Here is a 13,900-nt window from a genome sequence, read left to right as displayed (position 1 = left end):
CGCTACTATAAACCGACAATTCAAACGGGATTTTATACTGCAGAAAGGTTGTATTGACTTCATGGCGTTATCTCAAACTACTACCAAGAAACAGGCCAACAAGGAAAAGTCTTCTATCTCTTTGCTCTCACTTACCGTAGGCTCATTTGCAATTGGGATGACGGAATTTGTCATTATGGGCCTACTGCCGAATGTTGCAGAGGATTTGGATGTTAGTATCTCATCTGCGGGTCAGCTCATTACCATGTATGCTCTAGGGGTAGCCATCGGTGCACCGATACTGACAGTTCTCACCCACCGAATTCCCCAAAAGAAGCTACTCTGTCTACTAATGGTTCTATTTATTCTCGGGAACGGAATCTCTGTTTTTGCTCCCAACTACGAAATACTGATGGGGGCACGCCTGATCACCGCTTTGACACACGGGACATTCTTTGGAGTTGGGGCTGTTGTAGCCTCTAGTCTTGTAAGTCCTGAAAAACGTGCCGCAGCCGTTTCCATAATGATGGCAGGCCTGACGATCGCCAATATTATTGGTGTACCTTTGGGGACTTTCATCGGTCAACACATGGGGTGGCGAGCCTCATTTGGCTCTATAGCAATCATGGGAGTAATAGCACTGATCGGAATACTCGTTTTCGTCCCCAAAATGCGGCAAGAAAACACCGGGAGTATCACTGGGCAAATTACCTCTCTTCTCAAGCCCAAGCTCCTTCTGTACCTCCTGATCGGAGCACTGGGCAACGCGGGTCTATTCACCGTATTTACGTATATTACGCCACTGCTGACACAAATTACCGGTTTTGCTGAGTATCATGTAACGTGGATTCTTGTCCTCTTCGGCTGTGGAGTGACCATCGGAAATATCGTGGGCGGAAAGCTTGCGGATTGGAAGCTGATGCCCTCCATACTCGGACTTTACTTTACTATTTGCATCATTCTCACGCTCTTTACGTTTACCCTGTACAGTCCAATAGCTGCCGTATTGACCATTTTTCTATGGGGCGCTGCTTCTTTCGCTGTATTTCCAGGGCTGCAAGTGCGTGTGATGAATCTCGCACAGAATGCGCCAGCGCTTGCTTCTACCTCTAGTCATTCTGCCGGAAATCTAGGAAATGCAGCTGGTGCTTTCATTGGCGGATGGGTTATAACTCATCTTCATATTACCTCTCTCCCATGGGTCGGCGCTGTGCTCGTAGCACTGGGTCTGATTTTAGGAATCGCATCCTATATGGCTGAACGCAAGCAGCAACAAAGTGAAAAAGGGTACTCAATTTGAGCACCCTTTTTCTTTTGCGCTGGTTAAGCGGTTCCGTACGGTTTTGCCAGGATTCGCTCCCACATCGGAATAAACAGCTTGATCAGCGGTCCGATCGCAAGGGCCGTCACAAAGGTTCCCACCGAAACGGGCCCACCAAGCAACAAGCCCAACACCATGACCGTGCACTCTATACCGATCCTGACTTTACCGATGCCCCATCCCATTCGCTCATGTAGAGCTAACATAAAACTGTCACGTGGACCGGCTCCTAATCGGGGAGATATATACATGCCCGTGCCGACCGTATAGATGAGCAGACCGACAACAAACAAAATGGCTCGTTCTATAACGGTCTCTCCTGTAGGAATCCAGTTCAGCCACATGAATAAGTCAATAAACAGCCCGAAGAAAAACATGTTTAAAAACATACCCATGTTCGGCCGGATCTTGCCAATGATGTAGGAAGCGAGAATGATCATGGCTCCCACGATCTGCGACCATATGCCAATGGTCAGTCCAAATGTCTTCTGTAATCCGATATGCAGTGTATCCCACGGTGCAACACCTAAATGAGCCTCAATCATCATGCCAATACCAAACGCCATGACCGCCAGTCCGATCATAAACACGCTGTATCGAACTGCAAGCGGATGAAGCAGTAACTTCCTCCACATGATTTTCTCCCCCTCTAAAAATTCTGACTTTTTCAGCGCAAGTAGGTGGAGATTTGGTGAATGTTACCTTATTGCGAACGATTTGAGTATTCAATAGGATCACCTTCCTATTTCGAAATGGGAAACATGATTTCCACGATGGTGCCCTTGTTAACCTCACTTGAGATGGTGATGGTACCTTGATGATCTTTCATTATTTTATTGCTGACAAGTAAGCCTAAGCCTGTACCTTTCTCTTTCGTGGTATAAAAAGGTTCGCCGAGTCTAGGTAGCAGCTCTTGGGAAATGCCGCATCCATTGTCGGTAAATCGAATCAGCACTTGGTTATCACGTAGGCATGTGGTTTCAATGCTGATTTCGCCATTCGCCGTGATAGCATCCAGGGAATTCTTTAAAATATTGATAAAGACTTGTTTTACTTGATTTTCTTCTCCTTTGATCGCTATCGGAATATGGCTGAATATGGTGTTGATCGAAATGTTGTTTAGATTCGCTTCTGATTCTAGAAACTTTACCACACTTTCAATGAGAGGGTGTAAAAGAATCTGCTTCACATTCAGAGTTTGCGGTTTGGCCAATACAAGCAGCTCACTCACGATAAAGTTGATGCGATCTAGCTCGGACAACATAATGTCTGTAAAAATGACGCCCTCCGATAGCGTTGGCCGCAAGTACTGGATAAAGCCTTTCAATGACGTAAGCGGATTCTTTATTTCATGAGCGATACTTGCAGCCAATTCACCAATTACGGACAGCTTCTCTGTTCTCCTGAGTAGTTCTTCGTTTTGCTTCCTCTCCGTAATATCACGTGTAACGTTGATAAAGTATTGACTTTCGCCATCCGAGCTGAAAAAAGGCATTCCTTTTGATTCGAGGTATATCCATTTCTCGTTTTCCACTCTGTATCGATACTCACATGTAATAGGTATATCGAATTGAAGCATAGTGGAAAAGCGTTCAAAGACGAGTGATGCATCTTCTGGATGTATGTTTTCAATGATAATTTGGTTCGTGCCTAATTTCTTCAGATGTGAAGGTGAACCATACGATACGTGACCGTTTTTATCAATCACAGATATGAATTCTGCTGTGTGTTCGGCAATGAATCTATACTGTTCCTCGCTCTTGCGCAAAGCTTCTTCAGACTGTTTTCGCTCGGTGATACTGCGTGAAACGAATAGAAAGCTATCAACCTCTTTGTTCTCAGACATAATCGGAACACAACGCGACTCCCAGTACACCCACGATCCATTTTTATGACGTATTCTGATCTCCATTTGTACATTTTGGGGATTCGTGGAGAGTAAGGAACGCAGGTCTTTTACGATTTTCACATCATCGGGGTGAATGAGATCAAAACTATTCGTTTGCAGAAATTCATCCGCTGTGTATCCCAAATGGTGTTCGATAGAAGGAGATACAAAAAGATTATTCATGTCTACATCATGTTGACAAATAACATCGCTTGTATTTTCTACGAGGATACGGTACTTTGCCTCGCTTGTCACGAGAGCCTCTTCCGCCATTTTGCGGTCCGTAATATCCCTTGCGATAACTGAAGTGCCTACAATCGTTCCTTCTGTATCTCTTATAGGGGAAGCTGTTAGACCAACCTGCACGATCTGGCCATTTTTTCTTTGACGCATGGTCTCATATCCCGTAATATTTTTCCCTTCATATTTAACCTCGTGGAAAATTTCCTTTGTCTCGTCAATAAGATCTTCAGGTACGAGACAGTACGGGTCATTCAGGAGGTCTTGATACGTCCAACCATAGATTTTTTCAAAAGCACTATTCACAAAAAGTATTTTACCATGCATGTCTCTAACTGAAATCGCGTCCGTAGTCGTTTCAACAAGTGACTGAAGCAGCTCTTTCATGTTGAACGGTTCTTGTCTAAGGTCGATTCTCTGAGCTTCTTTATCCATAGGTTTATACCTTCCTTAAACGAAGATTGTGAATAATGTTAATATTCTATGCCTGTTGAAAATATCCTTGAGAAAATATCTATCCCACTAAAAAAAACCGCCCCTTAAAAAGGAGCGGCATACCTTCCATCTTATTGAGTGATTTGCTCAGAAGCCATGGCACTGGCTTTCGTCTCATGAACGGTGCCAAATGGATGATGAGGTGGCGCGTAGATGGAATATACTTTAAGCGGCGTAATACCCGTATTGATCACATTGTGCCATTTGCCCGCAGGGACCATGATGGCATCGTTATCATTTACTCTTTGTTCAAAATCTAAATGATCTTGTCTATCCCCCATCCGAACAAGTCCTTGACCTTCTTCTACTCGGATGAATTGATCCGTATTCGGATGATTTTCTAAACCGATGTCGTCTCCAACATTTATACTCATCAGTGTCACCTGCAAGTGCTTCCCTGTCCATAATGCCGTACGGAATGTGTTGTTTTGCTTTGTGGCTTGCTCAATATTCACGACGAATGGCTTTGGTCCATAATCTCTCAATACGATGGTACGCTGATAAGGATTCCCGTTTCTATCCCCATTCACATGGCTCCAGCTGTAATAATAAGGACTCCACCCATAGGGAAAATGGTTGTTATTCCATCCGGCAAGCATGGGATAATGCCATTGATTATTGTAATAGTAATAGTTGTTGTACATCTCAATCTCCTCTCCAGTAAAAGGATTTACCCTTTAGCCTATGTGGTTACCTAATGACAGGTAACTCCCTGAAGAGCCAATTCTCTAAACGGAGTTGAGTTGCGTCGTGCAATTAGGGTTGATTTTTTACCCCCCACAAGCACATTGCCTCCAAAATCGGCAGTAAAGACTGACCTTGAGCTGTTAACGAATACTCTACTTTTGGCGGGATTTGAGGATATTCCACTCTCTGGACGATGCCGTCTTGTTCGAGGTCGCTTAAATGCAAGCTAAGCATCTTATGTGTAATTCCTGGGATATTCCTTTTCAAATCACCATACCGTAAAACTTCGTTGCTTTTTAATTGATACATGATTTTCATTTTCCATTTCCCACCAATGATTGATAGCGTATAGTCAAAAGGCGTTAGCTTCTTGGTTGCTGAAATTTCAGAAGTCATTGATGTCACTCTCCCATTTGTTAGTCGCTCACAAAATTGTGCGTACTAGCTTTCTATCTCTTTCTCTTTATACTGAAGGGGATTGCTGCGTAAATCAATCAGTCGGGAGAGATAAATGATGTCAGATCGCGATACCATCACTTTTCATACTAACGAAATCAGTGAATTCCATATGTATAAACTCATGATCGGATCGGTAGTACCAAGACCGATCGCATGGGTCTCTACGATAAGCAAGGGTGGAGTTTTGAATTTGGCTCCGTTCAGTTTTTTTACGATCGCTTCTCGACAGCCTCCCACCCTCATGATTTCAATCGGTCCCGGGGTAGAAGAGCGTAAAGGAACTGAAAAAGATACCCTTACAAATATCCGGGAGGCAAAGGAATTTGTCATCAATATGGTTTCTCGTCCATTAGGCGAAGCGATGATTCGCTCAGCTGCCAACGTAGATGCAGGTATAAATGAATTTGAGCTTGCCGGCGTTACACTGCGTCCTGGTACTCGTGTACAGGTTCCAGCAGTGAGACAAGCCCCGATCGCCTTTGAATTAAGCCTGAATCAAATCTTCCCTCTTGGAAGCGATCATGTGGTATTGGGTACAGTGGAATGCGTCCATATCGATCCGGCTGCTTACGCAGGAGATTTCAAGCTCGCCATTGAATCGTGGGAGCCACTCGCCAGTTTAGCCGGTGATTTTGCTACGATTAGTCGACCTTTTACCTTTGAACGCTAGGAAGAGCGCTTGCGCCATAGACAAGCCAGATCAAACAGTGAAGAGACGGCAATCCCAGCACTATACCTCACGAAATCTTCCACCAAAAAGCCTTTTCCCAAGCCCAACGCTATAGCAGCGAAAACGGCTACGACATAGGCAATTCGAGCGTTCGTGTATGGTGCGGACCATAAACTTGTTCAAATCTCTAGGCCCTTTTGATATTTCTTCAAAATAAAACCACCAAACCCACATCGGTCGTAACCTGATAGTGAAAGAGCAGTTCATTGATCATCGTTGTTGTAATCAATGGTTGATCCGCTAACAAAATCATAAGGGCTGCCGCGTGCTTCGCTTGTGCAGCCACTACGCCGCAACGCAGCGAGTACGATTGCCCCAAGTGCGCTTCCGAGCAGTGAAATACCGCCCATTTCCGATGAATGGGCTCCTGATAAAATGTACGATTGATCCAATCTGCCGTACCGTCGCCAGATACGATTGCGACATAATCCAATTTGGAGTGTAAAGCCGCTGCCAACGCATAACTTCCCAAATGCATAGAGCCCAATGGAAGGCGAAGCTTATCCGAACCCATTCGAGTACTTTTTCCTGCCGCCAAATATATACCCACGATTTTATCCGGCTTCATGGGAATCACTTTCTTGCTTTCGTTTTTTTCTACGGACAAATATCAGTTCTGCCAGAATACTGACAGTAATTTCCTCCGGTCCCTCAGCTTCTATAGCGAGTCCAACGGGAAAATGAACGTTCATTGGAACCTGTAAGCCTGATAGCATACGTTCCGTTCTCCTTTTCGATCCCAAAATTCCTACATAACGAAGCTGCTGATCAGAAAGAAGTCGAGTCGCATAAAGCGGGTCTCCAATCTGAGACGATCACGGAAAAGCCGGTGGCTGCCGCCAATGCAGCAAGCGGTCTGGAATCAGGTCCTGCACCAAATATGATCAGACGCGGTTGTGGGTCATATCGATGCACGAAAACATCGGATTGGATAGTTGGGACAAATCTCATGCCGCTCGTACAGGAAGGCTCTGACTTGGTCGACATCATATCTACAAGTGCTTGAGGAAATTCTCCTCTCCATTCCCCAAACAACTGAAGATTTTCGGTCAGGAAAGCATAATCGGTAACAGAGCCGTCAGAGCCTAATCTTTTAACGTGCATGACCATGATTTGTTGATCCAAGAAATGCTTCAATGCACATAAATGATCTAGTAACGTATCATAAACCGGCTCCATTGTTACATGAACGACACCGCCGCACCCTTGTTCTTCCCCCCAAGACAAAATCTCCGGTGATTGCATGTCGAATAAGAAACTGCGAGAAACGCCTGCTTCCAAGATATCAGGTACGAAAGACGCAAGATGAGCCTCCAAACAGCCAGCGCTTACTCCCCCAATTTGGGAACCACCTTCCAGAAACAGCATGGAGACACCTTCTCGACGATAGGCGCTCCCTTCGACTTGGGTAATCGTCGCTAGCACACTTCTTAGATCGGTACGTTGAATGGTTTCCAAAATACGATGGATTTCCTCCAACCTCTCCCCTCCTTGGGCTACCAAAGGCGGCAGGACCTATGCTTATTTTTTTTGTGTAAAAACGTCCTTCACCGCATTGTGAATTTCTTCATAGGACATGCATCTGCAATTGTTGGATTCTTGCCAGACTTTGATAGTTTCTTCATCTGCTTGCGGGTGATTATTCCGCAATCCTTCACAGTTCATAATAAAGCCTGACGTACAGTAACCATGACCGCACCCCGATCGGAATACGCACCGCCGTCATACAAATGCAATATTTCGGCGGCCATTAGTTTTCCATCTCGGGTACAGCCTAGCTTAATTTTGGCATCCAGTCCGATATGTACTGGGGAAGAGATCATATCCACTTCCCGGGAGTTACAACACTTGTTGTCCGTATTAATGAAATGCTGTAGCTATGATTAGTTGCCGGTCAGCCTTTCGCGCGTATCAATTTCTACGCCGGATAATCGTTTGGTAAAGGTCGCTCGCCAATTTGAGGACAGCTCCTCTACTTCCAACAGCTTTTTCATGCCGTCGATATTCTCTTTTTCTTGATGCATAATTCGGTTTGCATAGGAGACCGTTATCGCTTTTGGATGACAAGAGAGTCTTATCAATCCATCCGTATGAGATACAAGCCCTTCTTTTAGCACGCGAAAATAAAAGCCAGTATAGCCGGTCTCCTGTACCTTAAGCAGCATATCAGGTACACCGTAACGCACGGATAATTTATAACAAGGCTGTCTCGGTTGGCTAACCTGTACGATTGCTTCCCCTAGCTGAAAGGTATCACCGATGCATACGTCCGTCTCAACTAATCCCCGAATCGTCAGATTTTCTCCGAAGGCACCGATTGCCAGCTCTCTCTGTAATTCAGCTTCCCAGAATGGGTAGTGTTCATACGGATAGACGCATACAGCCTTCTCCTTGCCCCCGTGGTGGACCAGATCTGCCTGTCCATCTCCCTCGAAATTCAAAAAGGATAGATAAAGAGCTTTTGTTGCAGGGCTTTTGAAGATTCCGGTAGAAACCTCTTTGTTTTGATACTGTACTTGTTTGGGTTTACCTACATTCAGTGAAATGATTTCGATATTCACAAACGATCACCTCATTCTTTTATGGAAATGCGCAATGCGCACTACATTCATACAAATTCATAATAGTTTGTTCTATAATGATAGGAAAAACCTATTGTTCGATCATAAATATCCGGAGGGATGGTCGTTGGAGCTCAAGCAATTAGAGTACTTTATGGCACTGTGCCAGGAGTTGAATTTTACTCGCGCAGCCGAGAAATTGGGCATTGCGCAGCCTTCACTCAGTCAGCAAATCCGTCTGCTTGAGCATGAAATCGGTATGCCCTTGTTTGATCGCGTCGGCAAACGAACGGTTATGACGGAAGCAGGAAAAACATTGCTTCACCATAGCTATAATGTGTTTCATGAGTTGTCACAGGCACGTGCAGCGATTAGTGAGCTGCAAGGCTTAAGCAGAGGCGCATTAAAAATTGGCGTACTGCTAACGGTAGTCAATTACTTGCTCCCGCCTACTGTTATCGAGTTTCACCAGCGTTATCCGAAGGTTGAATTGTCTATTTTCGGGTTGAGAACCGGTAATATTTACGAAGGACTTCTGAAAAACGAACTCGATCTCGGCATTGTTTTTTTGCCTATGGAGCATGACGATCTGGAAACCATTCCTCTCTATACAGAAAATCTGGCATTAGGAGTACCGGTGGATCATCCGATCGCGAAGGAACCGTTTGTTTCACTTGCGATTTTGCAAGAAACCCCCTCCATTTTATTGCCCAACACGTACTTCTTGCGTCAGTTGATTGATGAAAAGTGTCAGGAGCTGGGCTTCTCGGCACAACCTGTTTTGGAGATGACCACAATGGAATCGATTACGAATATGGTCGGACAAGGTGTCGGTGTCACGGTACTTTCGAAAGGCTACCTCGACTATATCGATGATAAACGGATTCGCACGATTCCGATCCAACAGCCCACTATCACGGCGCAAATCGGTATCGTATACCGGAAAAACAAGTATTTGTGTGCAGCAAGCCGAGTCTTTATGGAGCAGTTAATTGCCACGGTAAAACGCGATGATGTTCGATGATGCGAGAGTCAAGATCAGTTTATGATGAGGCAAATCATTGTACAATAGCAGTGTTGTTATCATTTCGATAGGTATTGCCTATCATTATTTAGTCATTCCCAGAGGAAATATGCTCGGGGCATTCTTTCAAGGATGCTTCATACGTGAGGTACTTTTCAATGAACGCGCAATAATGGGGTGTATGGGAATCACCTGTATTCGGCCGAAAATGAATGCAGCCTAAACAGGGCTCCGCTACAACCAGATGACCACGTTTTTGCATCGCTGTTATCACGGAGCCGAGCCCAATCTCGAAATCTTCCAGTATCTCATCTGGAATAGAATGAAGGGCTTCCTCCAGTGTATGCCCCCATTTTTCAAGATTCGATGCAGCTTCTTCCCCTTTTGCTGTCAGTTGAAGCAGGGTCACTCGTCGATCTTCTTTTTTAGGTACTTTCGTCATGTGTCCTTTCGTTACGAGTCCATTGATAATCTTTACGGCTGTCACATGCGTCGTTCCGATTGCCTTGGCAAAGTTACCAATGGAAGCCACGTCGCTCCTCGTGTACAAAGTGAACAGTAACGCCTGAATTTGTACGGGTGACAATCCCTGTTCATCACTCTCTGCCTGGGTCACCTTTTTTATCGCTTGGGACATACGAAATAGCGCCATCATGATACGAGCTGAGCGATTTTCCTTACGTTGTTGGGGATCAAACATCATGAGCGTATCTTACCTTCCCTGTTCCATTCTTCTTCCCATTGTAAATGCCAAACAGGGTCGTGTAAAAGCATAGGAAAAAGGAGGCGCCTATATAGCACCTCCTTTTCTCATTTAGCCTTTTTTCACATCTTCCAAGCTTGCCCCAAAGTTAATGTGGTAGACGTTTCCACCAATCACGAGAGCAGGTACTGATTGAATACCAGCCTTCTCTGCTTCCTCAATACGATTCCGCTCTGTACCAAGGTGGACAATTTCGATATCGATCTTTGTTTGATCCAGGTAATCAAGGACGACTTGCTCCGCATCTACACATACTGGGCAACCTGCATGATAAAAAATAGCTTTTAACATTTGAAATCAGCTCCTATCGATTTTATGTAGCATTGCTACGTATTTGATTATAGGTGCGACCATCTTTCGGAACAATTACAAATTCCCTATGATTATCATAGGGAATCACGATGAATGAAGCCTTTGAACGCTTCAACAAATTCTGATGCAATCCTTCGCCTCCTCTACATTCCTAGTGACAACTGTACAAGAGAAATCCATGTCATCTGAACAAACCAAAACAGGAAGAGCTACATTTGTAAAAGAAAGTAATTCAAGGACTTTTTGCTGATCCCGATTATCAAAAAGCCCGATAGGTGGAACTAATAATTCAAAGGAACGACTCTGAGTATTTTGATTCAAATAGTCATCCAAAGTGATGTCTTTGATCGTAATGACATACTGGGGATGCTGAAAACCCTTGAGAAACGAAGGCTCTGGAATGCACGCCCGCTCTGACCTGTTTTTTGGAAAAAGCTCACAGAGCCCCATCGTTAATCATTCGTGTCGTCAATCCATTCCCGCTTTTTTCAACATAACATGAACAATCAAGCCTCTTTCCGTGGAAGGAGCAATAGAGATGCTTCCCTCGTGATCTGCGACAATCGCTTGGGCGATGGCCAGACCGATCCCGCTTCCTCCCCTTTTTCGTGTGCGGGATTTGTCCACGCGATAAAATCGCTTAAAAAGGTGGGGAATCTCTTTTGCTTGAATACCGATCCCTGTATCCTCTACCACAATGTGCACAGCCTCTTCATCCCCATATGCTCGTACCTTCACTTGTCCTTCATCTGTGTATTTCCGTGCATTGTCCAAAAGGATGTCCAATAACTGTCGAATCCGCTCCCGATCCATCAAAAGGACAAGAGCTTCTTCCCATTCAAAAAGGAGCTTAATTTGTGGAGGGAAAATGGGTACCCACGCTTGTTTTACTTCAAGGAGCAGAGGGGTCAATGGCTGAACGACTTTCGATGATCCTGGTTGAGAGGTATGCTGCAATTTGGCTAGCGCCAACAGGTCATCAATGAGTTTGAAAAGTCGTTTACACTCCTGCTCAACAGCAGCGAGTGCTTCATCCCTTACTTCAGGTTTGTACTGCCCCCATCTTTGCAGAAGACTTACATACCCTTCAATAATCGAGAGCGGTGTACGCAATTCGTGAGAGGCATCTGTGACGAATCGCTGCTGATAGACCATTGCTTCTTCCATACGATCTAACAACAGATTAAAGGCATGGATCAGCTCGTAGATTTCAGTCTCTACGCGATGATGGTGAATTCGTTGGGAGAGCCGTTGAGGGAAAATGGAATGGATTTGCTGGATAAGATGATCGAGAGGCTTTAGTCCCCAGTTACTCAACCAATAGCCTCCAATCGCCGAAAGAAGCAAGGTAAAAAAGGAAGAGAGAAAAAGAATCGTGAGCAAGATGGAAAAATACCATTCAAGCGCTTCTGTCGTAGTAGAAATTTGCACAAACAAAAGCTCCGATGTGAACGGCAGCTGCACAGGTTCTTTTGCGACCAAGGTCCTTTCATAATAGTCTTCCGGCTCTTTTGTCCAATTGGCTCCCTGTATCGAAGCGATTTCCTTGCCGTTTTGGTCGCTAATGTTTATGAATTGATTGACGTCAGCGTAATTGGTTAACAAACGAGTCAAATAGGTAATCGTCAGCGATGCTTCTTCGGTGATTTCCGTTTTCAAATCGGCTGCGATCGCAGTTGCCTTCTGATTGAGTAATTTTTGCTCATGTTGATGGACGAGATTAGAGGTGCTGAAAAAAATAAATATGGACAAAAAGAGAAGCAAGACAAGCATGCCAGAGCTAAAAAACAGCGTGAGTCTCCATTTGAGTGAGTATCTGCGATGTGTAAGCACTGCGTTCTCCTTTTAATCTCGTAGTGTATATCCAATTCCTCGCACGGTATGAATCAGTTTGACGGATGGATCACTTTCAATCTTGTTCCGTAAATACCGGATATACACATCCACGATGTTGGTATTCCCCATAAAGTCAAAACCCCAAACGGCTGTGAGAATTTGCTCTCGCGAGACCGCTTGCTCCTTGTTTTGAACCAGGTAATAAAGCAAATCAAACTCGCGTGGTGTCAACATGATTTCCTCTTCATCGAGGAACACTCGCCGCGCGTTGGGCTGGATACGCAATCGGCCAACCACTATCTCTTGATTCGCTTTTGATTCCCGCTGACGCAATAAGGCCCGAATCCGGGCAAATAACTCCTCGATGGCAAACGGCTTCGCCAGGTAATCATTGGCCCCACTGTCTAATCCCGTCACGATATCCGGAACCTCTCCACGAGCCGTGATCATAATAATGGGGACATCTTTGGTTTCCCGAATTCGTCGGCATAATTCTATCCCCGATAATTCGGGCAGCATGACATCCAGCAGGATGAGGTCGTACTCAATCGTTAGTGCCTTTTCTAATCCGGAAAGCCCGTCGTATTCAATATCCGTCGAAAATCCTTCATTCTCCAACTCCAACTGTAAGTATCTTGCCAAGTTATGCTCATCTTCCACGAGCAGCAAATAGCCTTTTCCATCTGGCGTAGGCATGCATATCATCTCCATTTGAATATCTTACCAACAGTTTTCTCAGGAAACTCTCATGAAATTCTACCGGGAATCTTAGTTTTGTTCTGTACGATAAGAGCGTGGATGAGAAACACACAACAAGATCAACGATTCAGAAGGAGGAACATCATGACAAAGCGAAACTGGAAAGGTACAACTACTACGGTCGTAGCTATTTTAATGGGAACTTCTCTTCTCATGAACGGACAAGCCTACGCGGCTTCTGAGACAAGTCTCACCTCCACAACTACTCATAATCAGGATAAACAGCAGGATCCACATAAGAATGACCAGAACCTGCAACAGAATATCGAAGAATCCGTTGCAGATCAGGGCAATGAACAAGCAGTAATGGAGCAATTTGATCAAATGGTGCAAGATGGTACGAATAATGATCTGACAGCCAATGAGGAAAGTACTATTGATGGTAGTCAGAATAAACAGATAGATAGTAAAACGGCTTCCTCTTCCGATATTGCCGATCAGGTCATTTCAGAAGGATTGAAGTATAAAGGCGTACCTTATAAATTTGGTTCTAGCAAAAAAACGACGCGTACATTTGATTGCTCTTCCTTTACACAGCGAGTGTTTAAAGAGGTCGGAGTAAGTCTGCCGCGAGACTCACGTCAACAGTCCAAAGTCGGTCAAAAAGTGTCGAAGGATCAACTGCAAAAAGGAGATCTTGTGTTCTTCCGCAGCTACGGCAGCTCTTCTTCTCGCATTACCCATGTTGCCATCTACGCTGGAGACAATAAGCTGCTGCATACGTACGGTAAACCGGGAGTTACGACAACCAAATTCAAAGGGACTTCCTGGGAAAAACGCTTTGAGCTTGGAAGACGTGTGATTTAATCATCTTCTTGGGCGCAACAAAAAAAGGCTGCTGAGAGT

The 13,900-nt window shown here is 44.7% G+C and carries 17 protein-coding genes and 1 pseudogene; 4 read left to right on the top strand and 14 right to left on the bottom strand.

Annotated features, from left to right (window positions below; translation table 11 throughout):
- Nucleotides 1-61: 61 nt before the first annotated feature.
- On the top strand, nt 62-1,279 hold the full coding sequence (locus tag ACM6JA_RS02605) for an MFS transporter (protein WP_414851055.1): 1,218 nt from the start codon (nt 62-64) through the stop codon (nt 1,277-1,279).
- 23 nt (nt 1,280-1,302) lie between these two features.
- Here the strand turns inward: ACM6JA_RS02605 and ACM6JA_RS02600 are convergent, their stop codons facing one another.
- From ACM6JA_RS02600 to ACM6JA_RS02585, 4 genes are all read right to left on the bottom strand, one after another.
- Nucleotides 1,303-1,935, bottom strand: a complete 633-nt coding sequence (locus tag ACM6JA_RS02600; RefSeq protein WP_414851054.1) for a YczE/YyaS/YitT family protein — start codon at nt 1,933-1,935, stop codon at nt 1,303-1,305.
- A gap of 107 nt (nt 1,936-2,042) precedes the next feature.
- A complete protein-coding gene (locus tag ACM6JA_RS02595; RefSeq protein ID WP_414851053.1) occupies nt 2,043-3,863 on the bottom strand; it encodes a PAS domain S-box protein in 1,821 nt (606 codons plus the stop codon).
- Nucleotides 3,864-3,994: 131 nt separating this feature from the next.
- Entirely contained in the window at nt 3,995-4,567 is a 573-nt protein-coding gene (locus ACM6JA_RS02590; protein WP_414851052.1) for a cupin domain-containing protein, read from the bottom strand.
- A gap of 112 nt (nt 4,568-4,679) precedes the next feature.
- Complete coding sequence (locus ACM6JA_RS02585; protein ID WP_390231282.1) at nt 4,680-5,006, bottom strand: winged helix-turn-helix transcriptional regulator; 327 nt, start codon at nt 5,004-5,006, stop codon at nt 4,680-4,682.
- A gap of 118 nt (nt 5,007-5,124) precedes the next feature.
- On the opposite strand from ACM6JA_RS02585, the gene ACM6JA_RS02580 reads away from it, so the two are divergent.
- Nucleotides 5,125-5,739, top strand: a complete 615-nt coding sequence (locus ACM6JA_RS02580) for a flavin reductase family protein (protein ID WP_414851051.1) — start codon at nt 5,125-5,127, stop codon at nt 5,737-5,739.
- Between the two features lie 208 nt (nt 5,740-5,947).
- On the opposite strand, the gene ACM6JA_RS02575 is transcribed toward ACM6JA_RS02580, so the two are convergent.
- The 6 genes and pseudogenes from ACM6JA_RS02575 to ACM6JA_RS02550 form a co-directional block, all read right to left on the bottom strand.
- Nucleotides 5,948-6,367: a nucleotidyltransferase family protein gene (locus ACM6JA_RS02575; RefSeq protein ID WP_414851050.1), complete on the bottom strand. Its 420-nt coding sequence runs from the start codon at nt 6,365-6,367 to the stop codon at nt 5,948-5,950.
- Nucleotides 6,354-6,542 (bottom strand): XdhC family protein, encoded by a 189-nt coding sequence (locus ACM6JA_RS02570; RefSeq protein ID WP_414851049.1) that lies wholly within the window; start codon nt 6,540-6,542, stop codon nt 6,354-6,356. The genes ACM6JA_RS02575 and ACM6JA_RS02570 overlap by 14 nt, the downstream gene beginning before the upstream one ends.
- A 25-nt stretch (nt 6,543-6,567) precedes the next feature.
- Nucleotides 6,568-7,278, bottom strand: coding sequence for an XdhC family protein (locus tag ACM6JA_RS02565; RefSeq protein ID WP_414851048.1), 711 nt, complete (start codon nt 7,276-7,278; stop codon nt 6,568-6,570).
- A 42-nt stretch (nt 7,279-7,320) separates the two neighbouring features.
- Entirely contained in the window at nt 7,321-7,464 is a 144-nt protein-coding gene (locus ACM6JA_RS02560) for a hypothetical protein (RefSeq protein ID WP_414851047.1), read from the bottom strand.
- 23 nt (nt 7,465-7,487) lie between these two features.
- Nucleotides 7,488-7,640: pseudogene (locus tag ACM6JA_RS02555) on the bottom strand (molybdopterin cofactor-binding domain-containing protein); the annotation flags it as partial.
- A gap of 42 nt (nt 7,641-7,682) precedes the next feature.
- Nucleotides 7,683-8,360: an MOSC domain-containing protein gene (locus tag ACM6JA_RS02550; RefSeq protein WP_414851046.1), complete on the bottom strand. Its 678-nt coding sequence runs from the start codon at nt 8,358-8,360 to the stop codon at nt 7,683-7,685.
- Nucleotides 8,361-8,487: 127 nt separating this feature from the next.
- On the opposite strand from ACM6JA_RS02550, the gene ACM6JA_RS02545 reads away from it, so the two are divergent.
- A complete protein-coding gene (locus ACM6JA_RS02545) occupies nt 8,488-9,384 on the top strand; it encodes a LysR family transcriptional regulator (protein WP_414851045.1) in 897 nt (298 codons plus the stop codon).
- Between the two features lie 88 nt (nt 9,385-9,472).
- Here the strand turns inward: ACM6JA_RS02545 and ACM6JA_RS02540 are convergent, their stop codons facing one another.
- From ACM6JA_RS02540 to ACM6JA_RS02525, 4 genes are all read right to left on the bottom strand, one after another.
- Entirely contained in the window at nt 9,473-10,087 is a 615-nt protein-coding gene (locus tag ACM6JA_RS02540) for a MarR family winged helix-turn-helix transcriptional regulator (protein WP_414851044.1), read from the bottom strand.
- Nucleotides 10,088-10,198: 111 nt separating this feature from the next.
- Nucleotides 10,199-10,438 carry a glutaredoxin family protein gene (locus ACM6JA_RS02535; protein ID WP_007721758.1) on the bottom strand — a complete coding sequence of 80 codons (240 nt, stop codon included), beginning with the start codon at nt 10,436-10,438 and terminating at the stop codon, nt 10,199-10,201.
- A gap of 489 nt (nt 10,439-10,927) precedes the next feature.
- Nucleotides 10,928-12,292 (bottom strand): ATP-binding protein, encoded by a 1,365-nt coding sequence (locus tag ACM6JA_RS02530; RefSeq protein ID WP_414851043.1) that lies wholly within the window; start codon nt 12,290-12,292, stop codon nt 10,928-10,930.
- A gap of 12 nt (nt 12,293-12,304) precedes the next feature.
- Nucleotides 12,305-12,991: a response regulator transcription factor gene (locus ACM6JA_RS02525; protein ID WP_234128060.1), complete on the bottom strand. Its 687-nt coding sequence runs from the start codon at nt 12,989-12,991 to the stop codon at nt 12,305-12,307.
- Nucleotides 12,992-13,138: 147 nt separating this feature from the next.
- Between ACM6JA_RS02525 and ACM6JA_RS02520 the strand changes: the two genes are divergently transcribed.
- Nucleotides 13,139-13,861, top strand: a complete 723-nt coding sequence (locus ACM6JA_RS02520; protein ID WP_414851042.1) for a C40 family peptidase — start codon at nt 13,139-13,141, stop codon at nt 13,859-13,861.
- Nucleotides 13,862-13,900 lie beyond the last annotated feature (39 nt).

Origin of the sequence: Brevibacillus sp. IT-7CA2 (genome assembly GCF_949767855.1) — a bacterium.
Classification (GTDB): Bacteria; Bacillota; Bacilli; order Brevibacillales; family Brevibacillaceae; genus Brevibacillus.
This window is presented reverse-complemented; position numbering and strand designations above follow the sequence as displayed.

Coding starts and splice junctions, on each gene's coding strand:
- ACM6JA_RS02580 (WP_414851051.1), top strand. CDS start 5,125: ATGTCAGATCGCGATACCATCACTTTTCATACTAACGAAATCAGTGAA.
- ACM6JA_RS02605 (WP_414851055.1), top strand. CDS start 62: ATGGCGTTATCTCAAACTACTACCAAGAAACAGGCCAACAAGGAAAAG.
- ACM6JA_RS02535 (WP_007721758.1), bottom strand. CDS start 10,438: ATGTTAAAAGCTATTTTTTATCATGCAGGTTGCCCAGTATGTGTAGAT.
- ACM6JA_RS02595 (WP_414851053.1), bottom strand. CDS start 3,863: ATGGATAAAGAAGCTCAGAGAATCGACCTTAGACAAGAACCGTTCAAC.
- ACM6JA_RS02540 (WP_414851044.1), bottom strand. CDS start 10,087: ATGATGTTTGATCCCCAACAACGTAAGGAAAATCGCTCAGCTCGTATC.
- ACM6JA_RS02590 (WP_414851052.1), bottom strand. CDS start 4,567: ATGTACAACAACTATTACTATTACAATAATCAATGGCATTATCCCATG.
- ACM6JA_RS02600 (WP_414851054.1), bottom strand. CDS start 1,935: ATGTGGAGGAAGTTACTGCTTCATCCGCTTGCAGTTCGATACAGCGTG.
- ACM6JA_RS02520 (WP_414851042.1), top strand. CDS start 13,139: ATGACAAAGCGAAACTGGAAAGGTACAACTACTACGGTCGTAGCTATT.
- ACM6JA_RS02585 (WP_390231282.1), bottom strand. CDS start 5,006: ATGACTTCTGAAATTTCAGCAACCAAGAAGCTAACGCCTTTTGACTAT.
- ACM6JA_RS02575 (WP_414851050.1), bottom strand. CDS start 6,367: ATGAAGCCGGATAAAATCGTGGGTATATATTTGGCGGCAGGAAAAAGT.
- ACM6JA_RS02525 (WP_234128060.1), bottom strand. CDS start 12,991: ATGCCTACGCCAGATGGAAAAGGCTATTTGCTGCTCGTGGAAGATGAG.
- ACM6JA_RS02560 (WP_414851047.1), bottom strand. CDS start 7,464: ATGAACTGTGAAGGATTGCGGAATAATCACCCGCAAGCAGATGAAGAA.